Source organism: Nocardia caishijiensis NBRC 108228, from assembly GCF_001612825.1.
GTDB classification, from domain to species: domain Bacteria; phylum Actinomycetota; class Actinomycetes; order Mycobacteriales; family Mycobacteriaceae; genus Nocardia; species Nocardia caishijiensis.
The window spans coordinates 181,029-195,072 of record NZ_BDBE01000039.1 but is presented as its reverse complement, the minus strand read 5'-3'; the positions used below and the strand labels follow the sequence as shown (position 1 = coordinate 195,072).

16 protein-coding genes and 1 pseudogene are annotated in these 14,044 nt (G+C 68.6%); 8 read left to right on the top strand and 9 right to left on the bottom strand.

Annotation, left to right across the window (positions count from 1 at the left end; translation table 11 throughout):
• The first annotated feature begins 3 nt into the window (after positions 1-3).
• On the top strand, positions 4-1,212 hold the full coding sequence (locus tag NC7_RS22260; protein WP_067986210.1) for an aminotransferase class V-fold PLP-dependent enzyme: 1,209 nt from the start codon (positions 4-6) through the stop codon (positions 1,210-1,212).
• Positions 1,213-1,218: 6 nt separating this feature from the next.
• On the opposite strand, the gene NC7_RS22255 is transcribed toward NC7_RS22260, so the two are convergent.
• Positions 1,219-2,085: a class I SAM-dependent methyltransferase gene (locus NC7_RS22255; RefSeq protein ID WP_159372892.1), complete on the bottom strand. Its 867-nt coding sequence runs from the start codon at positions 2,083-2,085 to the stop codon at positions 1,219-1,221.
• Between the two features lie 152 nt (positions 2,086-2,237).
• Here NC7_RS22255 and NC7_RS22250 point away from each other — a divergent pair, with 152 nt between their 5' ends.
• Complete coding sequence (locus tag NC7_RS22250) at positions 2,238-3,269, top strand: hypothetical protein (protein ID WP_067986206.1); 1,032 nt, start codon at positions 2,238-2,240, stop codon at positions 3,267-3,269.
• Positions 3,270-3,356: 87 nt separating this feature from the next.
• The gene (locus NC7_RS22245) at positions 3,357-3,860 is read left to right on the top strand and encodes a flavin reductase family protein (protein ID WP_067986203.1); all 504 of its coding nucleotides are present in this window, start codon (positions 3,357-3,359) and stop codon (positions 3,858-3,860) included.
• 49 nt (positions 3,861-3,909) lie between these two features.
• Here NC7_RS22245 and katG read toward each other — a convergent pair whose 3' ends face one another.
• The 5 genes from katG to NC7_RS22220 form a co-directional block, all read right to left on the bottom strand.
• The gene (katG, locus tag NC7_RS22240; RefSeq protein WP_067986194.1) at positions 3,910-6,138 is read right to left on the bottom strand and encodes a catalase/peroxidase HPI; all 2,229 of its coding nucleotides are present in this window, start codon (positions 6,136-6,138) and stop codon (positions 3,910-3,912) included.
• 29 nt (positions 6,139-6,167) lie between these two features.
• Positions 6,168-6,581: a Fur family transcriptional regulator gene (locus tag NC7_RS22235; protein ID WP_174550260.1), complete on the bottom strand. Its 414-nt coding sequence runs from the start codon at positions 6,579-6,581 to the stop codon at positions 6,168-6,170.
• Positions 6,582-6,660: 79 nt separating this feature from the next.
• Positions 6,661-7,269 carry a class I SAM-dependent methyltransferase gene (locus tag NC7_RS22230; RefSeq protein WP_067986189.1) on the bottom strand — a complete coding sequence of 203 codons (609 nt, stop codon included), beginning with the start codon at positions 7,267-7,269 and terminating at the stop codon, positions 6,661-6,663.
• Positions 7,270-7,310: 41 nt separating this feature from the next.
• A complete protein-coding gene (locus NC7_RS22225) occupies positions 7,311-7,979 on the bottom strand; it encodes a GTP pyrophosphokinase (protein ID WP_084458703.1) in 669 nt (222 codons plus the stop codon).
• Between the two features lie 141 nt (positions 7,980-8,120).
• The gene (locus NC7_RS22220; protein WP_067986184.1) at positions 8,121-8,414 is read right to left on the bottom strand and encodes a hypothetical protein; all 294 of its coding nucleotides are present in this window, start codon (positions 8,412-8,414) and stop codon (positions 8,121-8,123) included.
• A gap of 305 nt (positions 8,415-8,719) precedes the next feature.
• Here NC7_RS22220 and NC7_RS22215 point away from each other — a divergent pair, with 305 nt between their 5' ends.
• Positions 8,720-9,136, top strand: coding sequence for a hypothetical protein (locus NC7_RS22215; protein ID WP_067986182.1), 417 nt, complete (start codon positions 8,720-8,722; stop codon positions 9,134-9,136).
• Positions 9,137-9,148: 12 nt separating this feature from the next.
• Here the strand turns inward: NC7_RS22215 and NC7_RS22210 are convergent, their stop codons facing one another.
• The 3 genes from NC7_RS22210 to NC7_RS22200 all read right to left on the bottom strand — a co-directional run bounded on the left by NC7_RS22210 (position 9,149) and on the right by NC7_RS22200 (position 11,464).
• On the bottom strand, positions 9,149-10,315 hold the full coding sequence (locus NC7_RS22210; protein WP_067986180.1) for a sensor domain-containing diguanylate cyclase: 1,167 nt from the start codon (positions 10,313-10,315) through the stop codon (positions 9,149-9,151).
• Between the two features lie 117 nt (positions 10,316-10,432).
• Positions 10,433-10,843, bottom strand: coding sequence for a helix-turn-helix domain-containing protein (locus tag NC7_RS22205; RefSeq protein WP_067986178.1), 411 nt, complete (start codon positions 10,841-10,843; stop codon positions 10,433-10,435).
• A 195-nt stretch (positions 10,844-11,038) separates the two neighbouring features.
• Positions 11,039-11,464, bottom strand: coding sequence for an Hsp20/alpha crystallin family protein (locus tag NC7_RS22200; protein ID WP_067986330.1), 426 nt, complete (start codon positions 11,462-11,464; stop codon positions 11,039-11,041).
• A 111-nt stretch (positions 11,465-11,575) separates the two neighbouring features.
• On the opposite strand from NC7_RS22200, the gene NC7_RS22195 reads away from it, so the two are divergent.
• The 4 genes and pseudogenes from NC7_RS22195 to argS all read left to right on the top strand — a co-directional run bounded on the left by NC7_RS22195 (position 11,576) and on the right by argS (position 14,029).
• Positions 11,576-11,890 carry a MerR family transcriptional regulator gene (locus tag NC7_RS22195; RefSeq protein ID WP_067986173.1) on the top strand — a complete coding sequence of 105 codons (315 nt, stop codon included), beginning with the start codon at positions 11,576-11,578 and terminating at the stop codon, positions 11,888-11,890.
• Positions 11,891-12,065: 175 nt separating this feature from the next.
• Positions 12,066-12,995 carry a DUF4129 domain-containing protein gene (locus NC7_RS22190; RefSeq protein WP_236573598.1) on the top strand — a complete coding sequence of 310 codons (930 nt, stop codon included), beginning with the start codon at positions 12,066-12,068 and terminating at the stop codon, positions 12,993-12,995.
• A gap of 270 nt (positions 12,996-13,265) precedes the next feature.
• Positions 13,266-13,313: pseudogene (locus tag NC7_RS30275) on the top strand (hypothetical protein); the annotation flags it as partial.
• Positions 13,314-13,387: 74 nt separating this feature from the next.
• Complete coding sequence (argS, locus tag NC7_RS30270; protein ID WP_236573599.1) at positions 13,388-14,029, top strand: arginine--tRNA ligase domain-containing protein; 642 nt, start codon at positions 13,388-13,390, stop codon at positions 14,027-14,029.
• Positions 14,030-14,044: the final 15 nt, after the last annotated feature.

Below are 14,044 nucleotides of genomic sequence, written 5' to 3'. Positions count from 1 at the left end.
GCCATGAACACACCCGACGATGTCCTCGACCGGCTGGCCGACTGGCAGGCCGGATTACGCGCCCAGTTCCCGATTCTCGCGCGCAACCCCGATGTGGCCTATCTCGACAGCGCGGCCACGACACAGAAGCCCGGCGCGGTGCTCGACGCGGTGACCGAGTTCCTCAGCACGGGCAACGCGAACGTGGGGCGCGGTTCCTATCCGTGGGCGACCGCGACGACCAGCCGCATCGAACGCGCCCGTGAACGGGTCCGAAACGCCCTCGGCGACACCACGACCGGGTCCTCGGTGGAGTTCGTCGGTGGCACGAGCCACGGTTTGCGTACGGTGGCGCAGGACTGGCTGGCCGATCAGCTCCTCGACGGCGACGAGATCATCGTGCCGTTCGGTGACCACGAAGCCAATCTGCGGCCGTGGCTGGATATGCGAGACGACTTGGCGCGCGGCGGTATCCGTGTGCGCGTCATCGCGATGCCGGTCGATCCGGCCTCCGGTGACTACGACCATCGGGCGCTGCCGTCGGTCGTCACCGACCGCACGCGGTTCGTCGCGGTCACCCATGTGCATCACGTCTTCGGGGTCGACATGAACGTGCACCGCGTCCGTGCGGCGGTCGGACCGGACGTGCCGATCTGTCTTGACGCCGCGCAGAGCGTCGGGCACCGGCCGGTGTCGGTCGCCGATCTCGATGTGGATTTCGTGGTCTTCTCCGGGCACAAGATGCTGGCACTGCCGGGCATCGGCGCGGTGTGGGCGCGTAACCGGCGCGGCCCGCGTTTCGCGCTGCGCGGGTGGGAGGGGACACCGAACACGGCGGGCATCGTCAGTATGGCCGCGGCATTCGACTGGCTCGACGCTGCCGGGACGGCCGAGATCGGTTCCTGGACAGGCGCGTTGACCGCCCGCCTCACCGACGGGCTGGCCCGGCTGGCCGGGGTGCGCGTTCTCGGCTGTCAGGACAGCCTCACCGCCGCATCGACCGTGCAGCGGCGGGAGGCACTGGTGACCTTCCGCCATCGGGCGGTGCGCTCCGACGACCTGGGCTTCGTGCTCGCCGACGAGGGCATCATGGTGCGCGCCGACGGGCACTGCCAGGCGGGCCGCGACTCCGACGACCACGCCGTGCGGGTGAGCGTGCACGTGTACAACACCCCCGACGAGATCGACCGGGTGCTGGAGGTGGTGCGTCGCTGCGAAGGAATGCGCAGCTGAGCCGTCTCAGCGTGGGGTGCGACCACGGAAGGCGGTGCGTGCGCTGAGCAGTGCCAGGTCGTCGCGCGCTCCGAGCCAGTGCTCGTCGTGCGGGTCGAGCAGTCGACGCCAGATCGCGGTGTCGGCGTCGTCGAGATACGGTCCGGCCCGGCGCACCCGCGCCGCGAATTCGTCCAGCACGACCCGGCGCACCTCGACGGGCAGGGGAGCGGGCAGGTCGAGCAGCGCCGTGGAGGCGGTGATGTCGACCAGACCGGCGTCCGCCAGGATCGTCGTCCACGCGCGGCGCGGACGTACAGCCGCCACGCGGTCGAAGAACCAGCGGGTGAACTGCTGGTCGTGCGCCTCGTCGAGTCGTGTCTCCAACCCCGGCCGACCGATGCCGACGTCCCACGGCAGGCACCGTGTCGGCAAGCCGCCTTCGGCGATACCGAGGATGCCGCCGGGGCGCAACACCCGGGCCAGCGACCGCACCGCCGCCTCCCAGTCGTGCGCGTGGTGCACGCACCAGGAGGACCACACCGCGTCGACCGGTTCCGGTAGTGGTGGTGGGCCGTCCTCCAGATCGTGCAGCACGGGGCGCACCCGGTCGTCGACCCCGGCCGCCCGCGCGGACTCGACGGTGAGTTCGAGCATCGCCGGATCGAGATCGACCGCGTACACGCGTCCCGCTTCGCCGACCGAACGTGCCAGTTCGACGGTCGCCGATCCGGCTCCCGGCCCCACATCCACCACGACCTGGCCCGGTGCGATCGCCAGCGGTTCGAGCAGGGCCAGCGTCGCATCGAGGAACACGGCCTCGGCCTCGGCCGGTTCCCCGGTCGAGGTCCCGGTCCCCGTCCGCCCCCCGCGGCGCTCATGAATGATCGTCATGACGCCCATGCTACTGAATATCATTTTCAATTCGAACTCGGACACGCCGATCCGACCCGGCGGGTACCGCGATGTGCGAGCGTGGGTGGATCATCAACCCCCGCAACGGCTTCCATCGAGACTTGTCGGTGCCTCACCCTACTGTTCTCGGCATGGATCTCCTGCCCGACACCCGCTTCGCCGACCTGCTCACGCGGCTGCGCACCGCCGATTTCCGTGCCTGCACTCGCGCCGACATGGATCGGGCCTGTCGCACGCTGGGCGGGACCTTCGCGAGCGACGGTTCGGTCGATATCCCCGGTGTCCCCGATGGGGCCCACACCTTCGGCGACGACGATCCCTACAACGACACCGAGTCGTGCCGACAGTTCTTCCTTCCCGTCGCGAGGATCGAGCCCGAACATTTCCGCACCTATCTCGATCGGGCGATCGCGGCGTGGGGCGAACCCTCCTGGTACAGCGGTCTCTCGGCGGACCTGGACGTCGGCTGGGTCGACGGGCCGACGCTGTACACCCTCGAACTGGCGGCCGACGGCGACCTCGCGGTGAGCATCCGGTCGACCGAGGTCGACGCCAATCGCCGGTGGTGGAACTGGAAAACCCAGTACCACTACCCGGAATTCATCGACGAGGACGAGTGGGCCCCGACCGACGAACACGACCTCGAGCACACCAGCGCCGACGACTACGAGATCGACTACACCTGGTCCTCGGGCCCGGCCGGTCGCGGCAGCGAGATCTGGAGTGTCTACACCCTCGCGCACCTGCGTGGTGTGCTCACCGACCTGCTGAGCAGCGTCCACCTCGCCATGCGTGCCCTCGGCCCCGGCGCTGATCCTCTCGCGGTGGACTTCTACGACCCCGAGGAGTCGCCGGACCGTCACGTCCGACTCGAATTGTCGCTCACCGAGATTCGCGTGCTCGTCGCCACCACCGAGGCCACCCGCGCGCACCTGCTCGCCCTCGGTTTCCACGACGCCGCGGACGGGATCGCGCTCCGCACCTGGCCTGCCGCGAGCACGGATGCCCGGGTCGTCGCCACTGTCGTCGCGGTCCTGTTGCAGCGGCTCGGCCTCGGCACCGAAGATCTCATCATGAACACGTCGGGGGATCCGCTGGCCATCCCGGACTTCTCCGTCGATCTGGATGTGGATCTGATCGATGATGACGACGAGGACGAGTGACCGACCGCGAGAGCGGATCGGCACAGCGTCCACTCCGACAGCGCTGTTGCTGGAACCACCCGGGCCCGCGGCCTAAGATCTGATCCCATGTCGGCCGACAGCGAGCCCACGGACGCCTTCGACGCGGTGATCGCGGCGGCGGACGCGCCGGTCTGGATCGTCACCACCGTCGCCGAGGACCGGCGCGCGGGCTGTCTGGTCGGGTTCGCCACGCAGGCGAGCATCAACCCGCGCCGGTTTCTCGTCGCCCTGTCCGAGAGCAACCACACCTACGAAACAGTCGCCGCCGCAACCCATCTCGCCGTGCACCTGCTCACCGCCGACCATTTCGAGCTGGCCCGGCTGTTCGCCACGACCACCGGGGACGACACCGACAAATTCGCCCGATGTGACTGGCACGCCGGTCCGTACGGGCTGCCCATCCTGGCCGGTGCGGCCGGATGGTTCGCGGGGGAGATCATCGAGCGGGTCGACCTCGGCGACCACCTCGGCGTAGTCCTCGCGCCTGTCGCGGCCGCCGCGCCGTCGACCGACCGGGCGATCCTGCACCTGGGCGCCGTCGCCGAGCTGACGCCCGGCCACCCGGCCTGAACAGCGCAACGGCCCGGAACCGCAGTGGGTTCCGGGCCGTCGTCGAGGATCAGCGCAGATCGAACCGGTCGTTGTCGACCACCTTGACCCAGGCGTCGACGAAGTCGCGCACGAACTTCTCACCCGCGTCGCTCTGGGCGTACACCTCCGACACCGCGCGCAGCACCGAGTGCGAGCCGAACACCAGGTCGTTGGCCGTGGCCGTCCAGCGCTTCGAGCCGGTCTTGCGATCGAAGCCCTCGTAGACGTTCTCCGCCGACTCCGCGGGCTTCCACTCGGTGTTCTGGTCGAGCAGATGCACGAAGAAGTCGTTCGACAACACACCCGGGCGATCGGTGAACACGCCGTGCGCACTGCCGCCGTGGTTGGCGCCGAGCGCGCGCAGGCCGCCGACCAGCACCGTCATCTGCGGCGCGGTCACGTCGAGCATGTACGCGCGGTCGAGCAGCAAGCGCTCGAGCGGCGCCTTCTCACCGGGACGCACGTAGTTGCGGAAACCGTCGGCGCGCGGCTCGAGCACGGCGAACGACTCGACGTCGGTGGACTCCTGGGTGGCGTCGGTGCGTCCGGGGTGGAACGGCACCGTCACCGGATGACCGGCGTCCTGGGCGGCCTTCTCGACCGCCGCGGAACCCGCGAGGACGATCAGGTCGGCCAGCGAGATCTTCTTGCCACCGGTGGCCGAGGCGTTGAAGTCCTGCTGGATGCGCTCGAGCACCTCGAGTACCTTGGCCAGCTCGGCCGGTTCGTTGACCTCCCAGTCGCGCTGCGGTTCCAGCCGGATGCGGGCACCGTTGGCGCCGCCGCGCTTGTCGGTGCTGCGGAAGCTGGCCGCCGACGCCCAGGCCGTCTTGACCAGCTGGGCGACGGTGAGACCGGAGTCGAGCACCGTGCGCTTGAGGGACGCGACGTCGGCGTCGTCGACCAGTTCGTGGTCGACGGCCGGAACCGGGTCCTGCCACAGCTGCGGCTCGGGCACCCACGGGCCGAGATAGCGGCTCAGCGGACCCATGTCACGGTGCAGCAGCTTGTACCAGGCCTTGGCGAAGGCCTCGGCCAGCTCCTCGGGGTGGTCGAGCCAGCGGCGGGTGATCTCGCCGTAGATCGGATCCTCGCGCAGGGCCAGGTCGGTGGTGAGCATCGTCGGCGTGCGGGCCGGACCGCCGAACGGGTCGGGGATGAGTCCCTCGCCCGCACCGTCCTTCGGCTTCCACTGCCACGCACCGGCGGGGCTCTTGGTGAGTTCCCACTCGAAGCCGTACAGGTTCTTCAGGAAGCCGTTGCTCCACTGCGTCGGGGTCGCGGTCCACACGACCTCGAGCCCGCTGGTGATGGCGTCCTTGCCCTTGCCGGTGCCGAAGGAGCTCTTCCAGCCCAGGCCCTGCTGCTCGAGCGGGGCGGCTTCGGGTTCGGGGCCGACCAGGCTCGCGTCACCGGCGCCGTGGGTCTTGCCGAAGCTGTGGCCGCCGACGATCAGGGCGGCGGTCTCCTCGTCGTTCATCGCCATGCGGCCGAAAGTCTCGCGGATGTCGCGGGCGGCGGCCACCGGGTCGGGCCTGCCGTTGGGGCCCTCCGGATTCACATAGATCAGGCCCATCTGCACGGCGCCGAGCGGACCGGAGAGCTGACGTTCCTCGCCGTAGCGTTCGTCGCCGAGCCAGGTGTCCTCCGGACCCCAGAAGACTTCCTCGGGCTCCCAGACATCGGGGCGACCGAAGCCGAAGCCGAAGGTCTGGAAGCCCATCGACTCCAGCGCGACGTTGCCGGTGAAGACCAGCAGGTCGGCCCAGGAGATCTTGTTGCCGTACTTCTGCTTCACCGGCCACAGCAACCGGCGCGCCTTGTCGAGATTGGCGTTGTCGGGCCAGCTGTTGAGGGGGGCGAATCGCTGCGCGCCCTGCCCGCCGCCGCCACGCCCGTCGGCGATCCGGTAGGTACCCGCCGAATGCCAGCTCATGCGGATGAACAGGCCGCCGTAGTTGCCGTAGTCGGCGGGCCACCAGTCCTGGGAATCGGTGAGGACCGCGGCGATGTCGGCCTTGAGCGCTTCGACGTCGAGCTTGGCGAATTCCGTTGCGTAGTCGAAGGTCTCGCCCAGCGGATTGGACTTGGACGAGTGCGCGTGCAGGACCGAGACGTCGATCTGCTCGGGCCACCAGTCCTGGTTCGACAGCGGGCGATGCGCCTTGGGCTCCGGCGACGGGATCGCGGGGTTCTCGCTCTCGCTGGCGCTGGTGGTCTCGGTGTCAGGAGTGGGTGGGCGGCTATCGGAGGTCACGATATTCCTTCCTGGACGGGTGGAGCGGGCTACTCGTTGGGGGTGGACGGTGCGTGCGCGCAGTCGGGGCACAGGCCCCAGTAGATGACCTCGGCTTCATCGATGGCGAAGCCGTGGTCGTCGGCCGCGGTGAGACAGGGTGCCTCGCCGACCTGGCAGTCGACGTCGAAGATCGCACCGCAGTCCCGGCAGATGAGGTGATGATGGTTGTCGCCGACGCGCGATTCGTAGCGGGCGACCAGACCGCGTGGCTGGATGCAGCGCAGCAGTCCGGCCCCGGTGAGGGTGCGCAGCGAGTCGTAGACCGCTTGGTGGGATACCCCGGGCAGCTGCGAGCGCACCGCCCGGATCACCGAATCGGTATCGGCGTGGGGGTGATCGTGGACGGCGCCGAGCACCGCGACACGCGGGGCCGTGACGCGCAGTGAAACTCCCCGCAGCATCTGCTGGAATTCCAGGTCCGTTGGCACGCCACGTAGTCTTCCCCGTTTTCTTGAATCAGTCAAGTATTGGTTTCCGGGGTCAGATCGGGGAGAACACCGCGACCAGGAAGTCGGAGTCCTCGCGGAAGGGTCGCAGATCCCAGGTGGACAGGAGCAGATCGGTGGTGAGACCGGCCTTCTCCGTGTCGTCGAGGAAGTCGGTGAACGTGTAGCCGCGTTCGGCGCCGAAACCGGTGACCAGGCGACCGGTGGGCCCGAGGTGGCGGGCGAACCCCTCGAGCACGGGAACCCGGGTGGACGGGGCGAGGAAGGTGAGCACATTGCCCGCGCACACGATGGCGTCGAAATCGCGGGTGGGCAGAGCCAATTCGGCGAGGTCGCCGACGAGCCAGGTGGGGCCGGGATGATCGGCGCGCGCGGCGTCGATGAGCACCGGGTCCACGTCGACACCGACCACGGTGTGTCCGGCGTCGTGCAGATGGCCGCCGATCCGGCCGGGCCCGCAGCCCGCGTCCAACACGCGGGCGCCGCGGCCGAGCATGGCGTCGACCAGACGCGCCTCACCGACGATGTCGGTGCCCTCGGCGGCGAGGGTGCGGAAACGCTGCACGTACCTCGCCGAATGCGACGGGTCGGCGGCGACGATCTCCTCCCACTGACTGGGCGTGCGGTCCTTCGATGCGCTCATGATCGACTCCTCCTGCGGCCGACCCTAGCGCGACTCACGGACTAGGCGCGGAGATCTCCGGGAAATGGCCGACTGGTCAGGCTGTGGTAGAGCACGCTGAGGTCGAGGGCGTCCCCGGCCGGGGCTTTGGGCTCGGCCGCCCGATCGACCTGGCGGTGCAGGGCTTCCATCTTCTCGTCGAGCTGGGTGGCCGCCTCGGCGGCCTGGGCGAGATCGCTGCGCAGATTCGGCGGCACCTCACCTCGGTACTTGTAATAGATCTTGTGCTCGAGGCTGGCCCAGAAGTCCATGGCGATGGTGCGGATCTGGATCTCCACCGGAACCCGCTGGGTGTGCCCGGCGCGGAACACCGGGATCGACACGATCAGGTGCAGGCTCTGGTAACCGTTGGGCTTGCGGTGGGTGATGTAGTCGCGCTCCTCGAGCACCGTGATGTCGGCTTGGCTGACCAGCAGGTCCTTGATGGTGGTGATGTCGGAGATGAAGCTGCACACCACCCGGACCCCGGCGATGTCGAGCACGTTCTCGCGGATGGCGGCCAGGTTCATCGCGTAGTTCTTGCGCCGCACCTTCTCGAGCACGCTCTCCGGCGACTTCAGCCGTGAGCCGACGTGCTCGATGGGGTTGTAGGCGTGGGTGTTGTTGAAGTCCTCACGCAGGATGTTGATCTTGGTGGTGACCTCGTCGATCGCGAACTTGTACCCGAGCATGAAGTCGACGAACTGGTCGCGCAGCCGGCGCAGGTCGTCGACATCCACCAGTTGTCCGTTGGAGGAGGCCGAGTCGGTGGGTTGCCAGGGTTTCACCCGACCATTGTGCCTGTTACGCCCTCGACAACCCGCGCGCGGGCGTCACAGGCCCGGCTCGTCCTCGTCGAGCCGATGGTGGTTGAGCTGGGTGAATCCCCACGCGGCGAGGGCGGTGAAGCAGGCGATGTAGAGCATGTAGGCGGTGAGGACGAGCACGATGCCGTAGTCGTGCATCCAGTGTCCGAGAGGGAACACGGCGAGTGCTCCGAGGGCGAGCATCACCACCGAGGTGCCGAGTGCGGGCAGCGCGAGCGGGGTGAGGTCGGCGCCGAGCGGCGTCTGGGCGGGGGTGGGTACCGGGGGAGTGATCCGGTCGGGTTGTGCGTCGGTGATCATCGAGAATTCCTCGCGTTCGGGCTCGAAATATCAACGGGGGCAGCGGGAGTGGGGGCGAGTCGGCGGTGACGCGCGAGGATCGCCACCCGCCGATGGGCGGTGACCCGTCATGTATTCGGTCCTGCGGCCGGATGGGATGGGGCCGTTTCGCGTGTCGCAATTTTCCAGCAAAAGCGTGTCGACCGGCGTGGAATCAGTGGTCCCCGGTGCGTGAGGTCCGCCGCCGCGTGTTCACGGCACTCTGCCAGCTACGGTGTGGCACACCAGTGCCGTTTGCGGCCCCGTCGGAGGGGTAGGGCCACGGCATGACCGAAGCAGACGACACCTATGACCCGCCGCAGGACACCGGCGCGCCCGACTCGGTCGAAACCGATCCGGCCGCACTCAACAGCAGCGAGGACCTCGACGAGGACCGCCTGCGCGAGGACCCGCTCGAGGCGGGCATGGACCCACCCGAGCACTGGACCGGCGTCACGAAATACGGGATGACACCGGCCGAACAGGCCCAGCCGCGTGGTCTGGACGAACGCTTGGCCGAGGAGGAACCCGATGTGGTCCCCGGCTCGGGTCCCCAGGCGGTCGGTTCGGCCCCGGTCGAACTCGATCAGGACGGTAACCAGGTCGCACCGAAGGTCGGTTACGAAGAGGAGCTCGGCATCGCCGCCGATGTGGCCGGTGGTTCCGTGTCCGACGAGATCCGCAGGCCCGATACGCCGGAGTGATCGCGATCCGGTTCAGCCGCCCGCGTATTTCGCGGCGTAGAGAGCTTGATCGGCGCGGGTCAGGATGTGGTCGGGCTCCTGGCCCGCCACCGCGACGAGGACCGCGCCGATACTCACGGTGACATCGATGCTCACCGTGTCGACGGTGACCGGCGCGCCGAGCGCCGCGTGCAGCGCGGCGACCAGCCGGTCGAGTAGGTCGCGGTCGGCGGGCGGTTCGGCGAGCACCACGAACTCGTCACCGCCGGTCCGCGCCAGCAGGCAACCGTGCGCGGTGGCCGCCGACTCCAGTCGGTTCGACACGGCGGCGAGCAGTTTGTCGCCGACGATGTGGCCGAACGAGTCGTTGACCTCTTTGAAGTTGTCCAGGTCGAGCGCGCACACCCCAGCTCGCGCCGCCGGTGTCGATTCATCGATCACGGTGTGCAGCCGGTCGAGCAGATAGCGCCGGTTCGGCAGGGCGGTGAGCGGATCGTGCATGGCCTGCCACTGCAATTGCTCGGTGGCCGTGCGTCGTTCGGTGATGTCCTCACCGAAGCCGAGTAGGTATCCGCGTTCGCCGTCGGTCGAGGCGCACCGGGTGACGGTCCAGGAGGTCCACACCATCGAGCCGTCCTGGCGGGGGAACCGGCCTTCGATCTGGATGCTGCCGGTCGCCGACTCGTCCAGGGCCCGCATCACCCGCTCGCGCACCTCGGTTCGGCGGTCGGCCGGGAACATGGTGAAACCGGTGGTGCTGCGCAGCTCGGCCAGATCGCGGCCGATGAGCCGTTCGAAGGCTGGGTTCGCGTCGAGGATGGTGCCGTGTTCGTCGCCGATGGAGATACCGATCGAGGAGTGGCGGAAGGCGATCTCATACCCCTCGGCATGCGGTGGCCCGGCGCACAGGGCTCGCGCGAAACCGGTGCCGAAGCCGCCGAGCAGGGCGTCCCCGACGTCGTCCGAATCCGCGATGGCGCGCAGTACCGGAACCGAGGCGCCGATGACGGCGGGGTCGGTGAGCCCGAGACCGACCAGCGCTTCCGCGGCCCGTTCGGCGGCCGCGAATGTCGAGTCGTGCGGCGCCGCGCCGAGGGTGGAGAGGATGCCGCGCACCGGTTCGACGAGCGACTCCCACGCGACCGGACCGAGCGCGGCCAGCCGCCGAGCCCACTCGTCTGCGTGGTCGTCGAGGTTCATATCGATGCCGGGTTCCAGGTGTGCGGCGTCCCCGCCGCGGCCGATGCGGTCGGGGTGATCATGCCACGCCGGGACCCGGCGAACGCTCCGCTTCGGCGCGGCGGTGCTCAGGCTCGCTCAGCTGTCGAAGTGAATATCCAGCAATCCCTCGCTCGAGCGCAGATGCTCGGCCATGGTGACGAGCAGGTCGATCGAGTCGCGCGACAGGCCGATCGTCTGCACGAGAAACAGGCGTGGCCGGTCGAGTTGCAGGCGGGCGAGCAGGGTGTTGTCGTCGACGTTCGACCCGTTCAGGTCGCGAGCGAAGAAGTAATCAGGTTCCACCTGGAAGTAATCGGCCAGCGCGGCAACGGTTCTCCAGGACGGATTGCTGCGCCCGCCCGACCGGAGCTGGGACAGGTACGGCGCCGAAATGCGATGCCCCGCCGCCTGTAACGAGCGTGCGACCTGCCGGTTGGTGCACCGGTCCGCGACCTGCTCGGGGGGATTGCGGAAGAGCTCGTTGAGGCGGGTAGCGAAGTGCGACACGGCGATTCCTCGACATCGGATTGGTCAGAAGACCATCTTCTGTCGCTCGCTGTGTCGCTGGCAATAGTGCCAGCTAACTTGTGGCTTCCATCACGAAAATTCGGCCCGGGTGTTTGGTCGGATCGCTAGGCGCGTCCGTGGTCGCGTCGTTCCGGCGGGGGTTCGCGCCGGGTGGGTGAACCCCCGCCGGTCGGATCAGGCGTCGATGGCCTGGCGTTGGTGCCCGTTGGAGTGGGCCACCTCGATCTTGCGTGGTTTGGCCTTCTCGGCCACCGGGATCGTCAAACGCAGGACACCGTCGGTGTATTCGGCGCGGACATGGTCGGTATCGAGTCCCTCGCCGAGGAAGAGTTGACGACTGAACACGCCGCGCGGTCGCTCCGCGGCGATCATCTCGCGGCTCGAGTCGAGGTCCGGTCGCGATGCTCGCACGGTGACAACGTTGCGTTCGATGTCCAGATCGAGTGAACCCGGGTCGATGCCCGGCAGGTCGAATTCGACGACGAACTCGTCGCCCTCACGCCAGGCATCCATCGGCATCACCGTCGGCCGGGCCGCAGTGCCGAGCACCTGCTGCGTGAGTCGGTCCAGATCGCGGAAAGGATCGGTGCGCATCAGCATGGTCGCCACCTCCAACTCACTCCATTTCTCTCTTGTAGGTCAGGTAACCTATGCCATGTGGCATAGATTTGTTTTAGCACTCTAGCCATGAGAGTGCAAGAGAGGAGTGAGATGTCGCTGGATCCGCACGCGGGATCCCCGCTGCCCGACCCGGCGCGGGCGGTATACGGAATCTCGGTGACAGCAGAACTGGCCGGGGTCGGTGTGCAGACACTGCGGCTCTACGAGCGCCACGGCCTGCTCACCCCGGCCCGCAGCGATGGCGGCACCCGCCGCTACAGCGGCGACGATCTGGCACGCCTACACCGCATCGTCGCCCTCGCCGCCGCGGGTGTGAACCTCGCGGGCATCGGCCGCATCCTCGACCTCGAGGACGCCAACGCTGTCCTCCACGCCCGCCTCCGCGGCGACCTGCCCCCGGACTAGCGCCGACCCGGCGGTCTGTTCCTGTGGGTGAGCATGGGGTCGTGGGAGAAGTGTCGTGAATCTTCCAATGACTGCGGTTAACGGTTTTCTCGGGTGCGGGTGGGTCCTACTTTTCGGGGCGGCTGTCCGGCCGAATTCTGCCTGCGAAAGACCGAGTGTGCGTGTAACGAGTTGGGTGTCGATCCTGCGATCGGTGCTGGTGGTCGCCCTGATGATCGGGGCCGTCATCGCCCTGCGCGGCCGGGTCCCCGGGGTGAGCGCGGTGGCGGGGGAGCGCCCCTCCGCGCTGGCGGTCGCGGTGATGCCGGTGCTGCTGCTCGTCTCGGTGGTGATCCTGGCGGCGGGGGTGCTGATCAGCCAGCACCGGCTGCCACTGGCGATGCCGCAGGTCGAGGCCAAGGGCGGGCTGCCACGGTTGCGGTTCGGGCGGTTCTCGGTGCTTCTCCCGGTCGCTGTCGGTGTGTCGGCGCTGGTGTTCGCCGGTGGGATCGTCGCCCTGTTCCTGCTGCCGGGCGCGCGAACCGAGCAGTCGCCGCCCGAGGACGCCCCGGTGCGCGACCGCCCGACCTCACTCGATGCCACTGCTCCCGAATCCCCGTTCAGCACACCGGATCTGACCGGCCTGACCCTCGTGGTCGCCGTCGCGCTCGCGCTGCTGCTCGTGGCGCTCGCGGTGGTCGGGATGGCCGCCGCGTTCGGTTCTGCCCGCCGCGTCCCCGACCCCGTCTTCCCCGTCGACACCGAACTCCCCGCGCCCGAGGTGGATTCGCTCACCAGGGCGGCCGAGATGGGTCTGGCCGCCATGATCGCCCCCGGTCAGGACACCCGGGAGGCGATCATCGCCTGCTACGTCGCGATGGAGCGCGGCCTGTCCGCCGACCGCGCCGCCGCCCCCCTGATCTCCGACACCCCCAACGAGGTGCTGGCCCGCGCGTTCACCACCGGCGTCCTCCAGGACTCCTCCGCCCACGAACTCGTCACCCTCTTCGAGGAGGCGAGGTTCAGCCCCCACGCCATGCTGGGCTGGCAACGCATCCGTGCCGAACAGTCCCTGCGCGCGGTCCTGGCCGACCTTCAACGCCGCACGGCCGAACTCGTCGCCTGATTCCACCGGCGGCTCGGCGAGTTCTGCCCTCGTCCTGATCGGGAAAATGCCTTGTGGTGCGTGCGAGAATGGCCGCACCGTCTCCGTTCGAAAGGAACCGTAGGTGAGCTCTGCCGGTGTCGTACCGCTGCTCGGACGTGTCGCTGCCGCTGTGTCGGAGGCGATCGTCCGAGTCCGTCCGGAAACGGCGGATGCGGACCCGGTGGTACGACGTTGCGAGCGCGCCGACTGTCAGTCCGATGCGCACTGTCCCTGGCGAAGCGGATCGGGATGCCACCGGCCCAGGTCGGTGCCGACATCGCCGCCGCCATCGAGTGCGGCGACGACCTCATCGCCGATGCGCGGGTCTCGGGCCCGGGGTTCCTGAACATCACGCTCTCGGATCACGCGGTGTGGACCGCGGTCGCCCGGCGGCCGACGATCGGCTCGGCGTCGCGGCCACCGAGGAAGGGCGCAGGCTGGTCATCGACTACTCGGGCCCGAACGTGGCGAAGCAGATGCACGTGGGGCATCTGCGCACCACGATCATCGGCGCCAGCCTGGCCCGCGTATTCGGTTTCCTCGGAGCCGAGGTGATTCGCGCCAACCACCTCGGTGACTGGGGAACCCAGTTCGGGATGCTCATCCAGTACATCGACGAGCATCCCGAATCACCGTGGCACACGGCCGAACTCGACCACCACACGAGTGCGGTCTCGGCGCTGGACGCTTTGTACAAAGCTGCCCGGGCACAGTTCGACGCCGAGCCCGAGTTCGCCGAGCGGGCGCGCGGGCGGGTGGTCGCGTTGCAGGCGGGCGACGCGGCCACCGTCGCGCGATGGCGGGAGATCGTCGCGGAGTCGGAGAAAGCATTCGGTGTGATCTACGAGCGGCTCGGTGTACTGCTCACGCCGGACGACTACCTCCGCGAATCGTTCTACAACGACCAGCTGGCCGAGACGGTGACCGAACTGGTCGACAAAGGCGTGGCCGTCGACAGCGCGGGTGCGGTCGTCGTCTGGTTTTCGAAGCGGCACGGCGAGTCGGCTGGCTGACCGAGGCGATCCAGG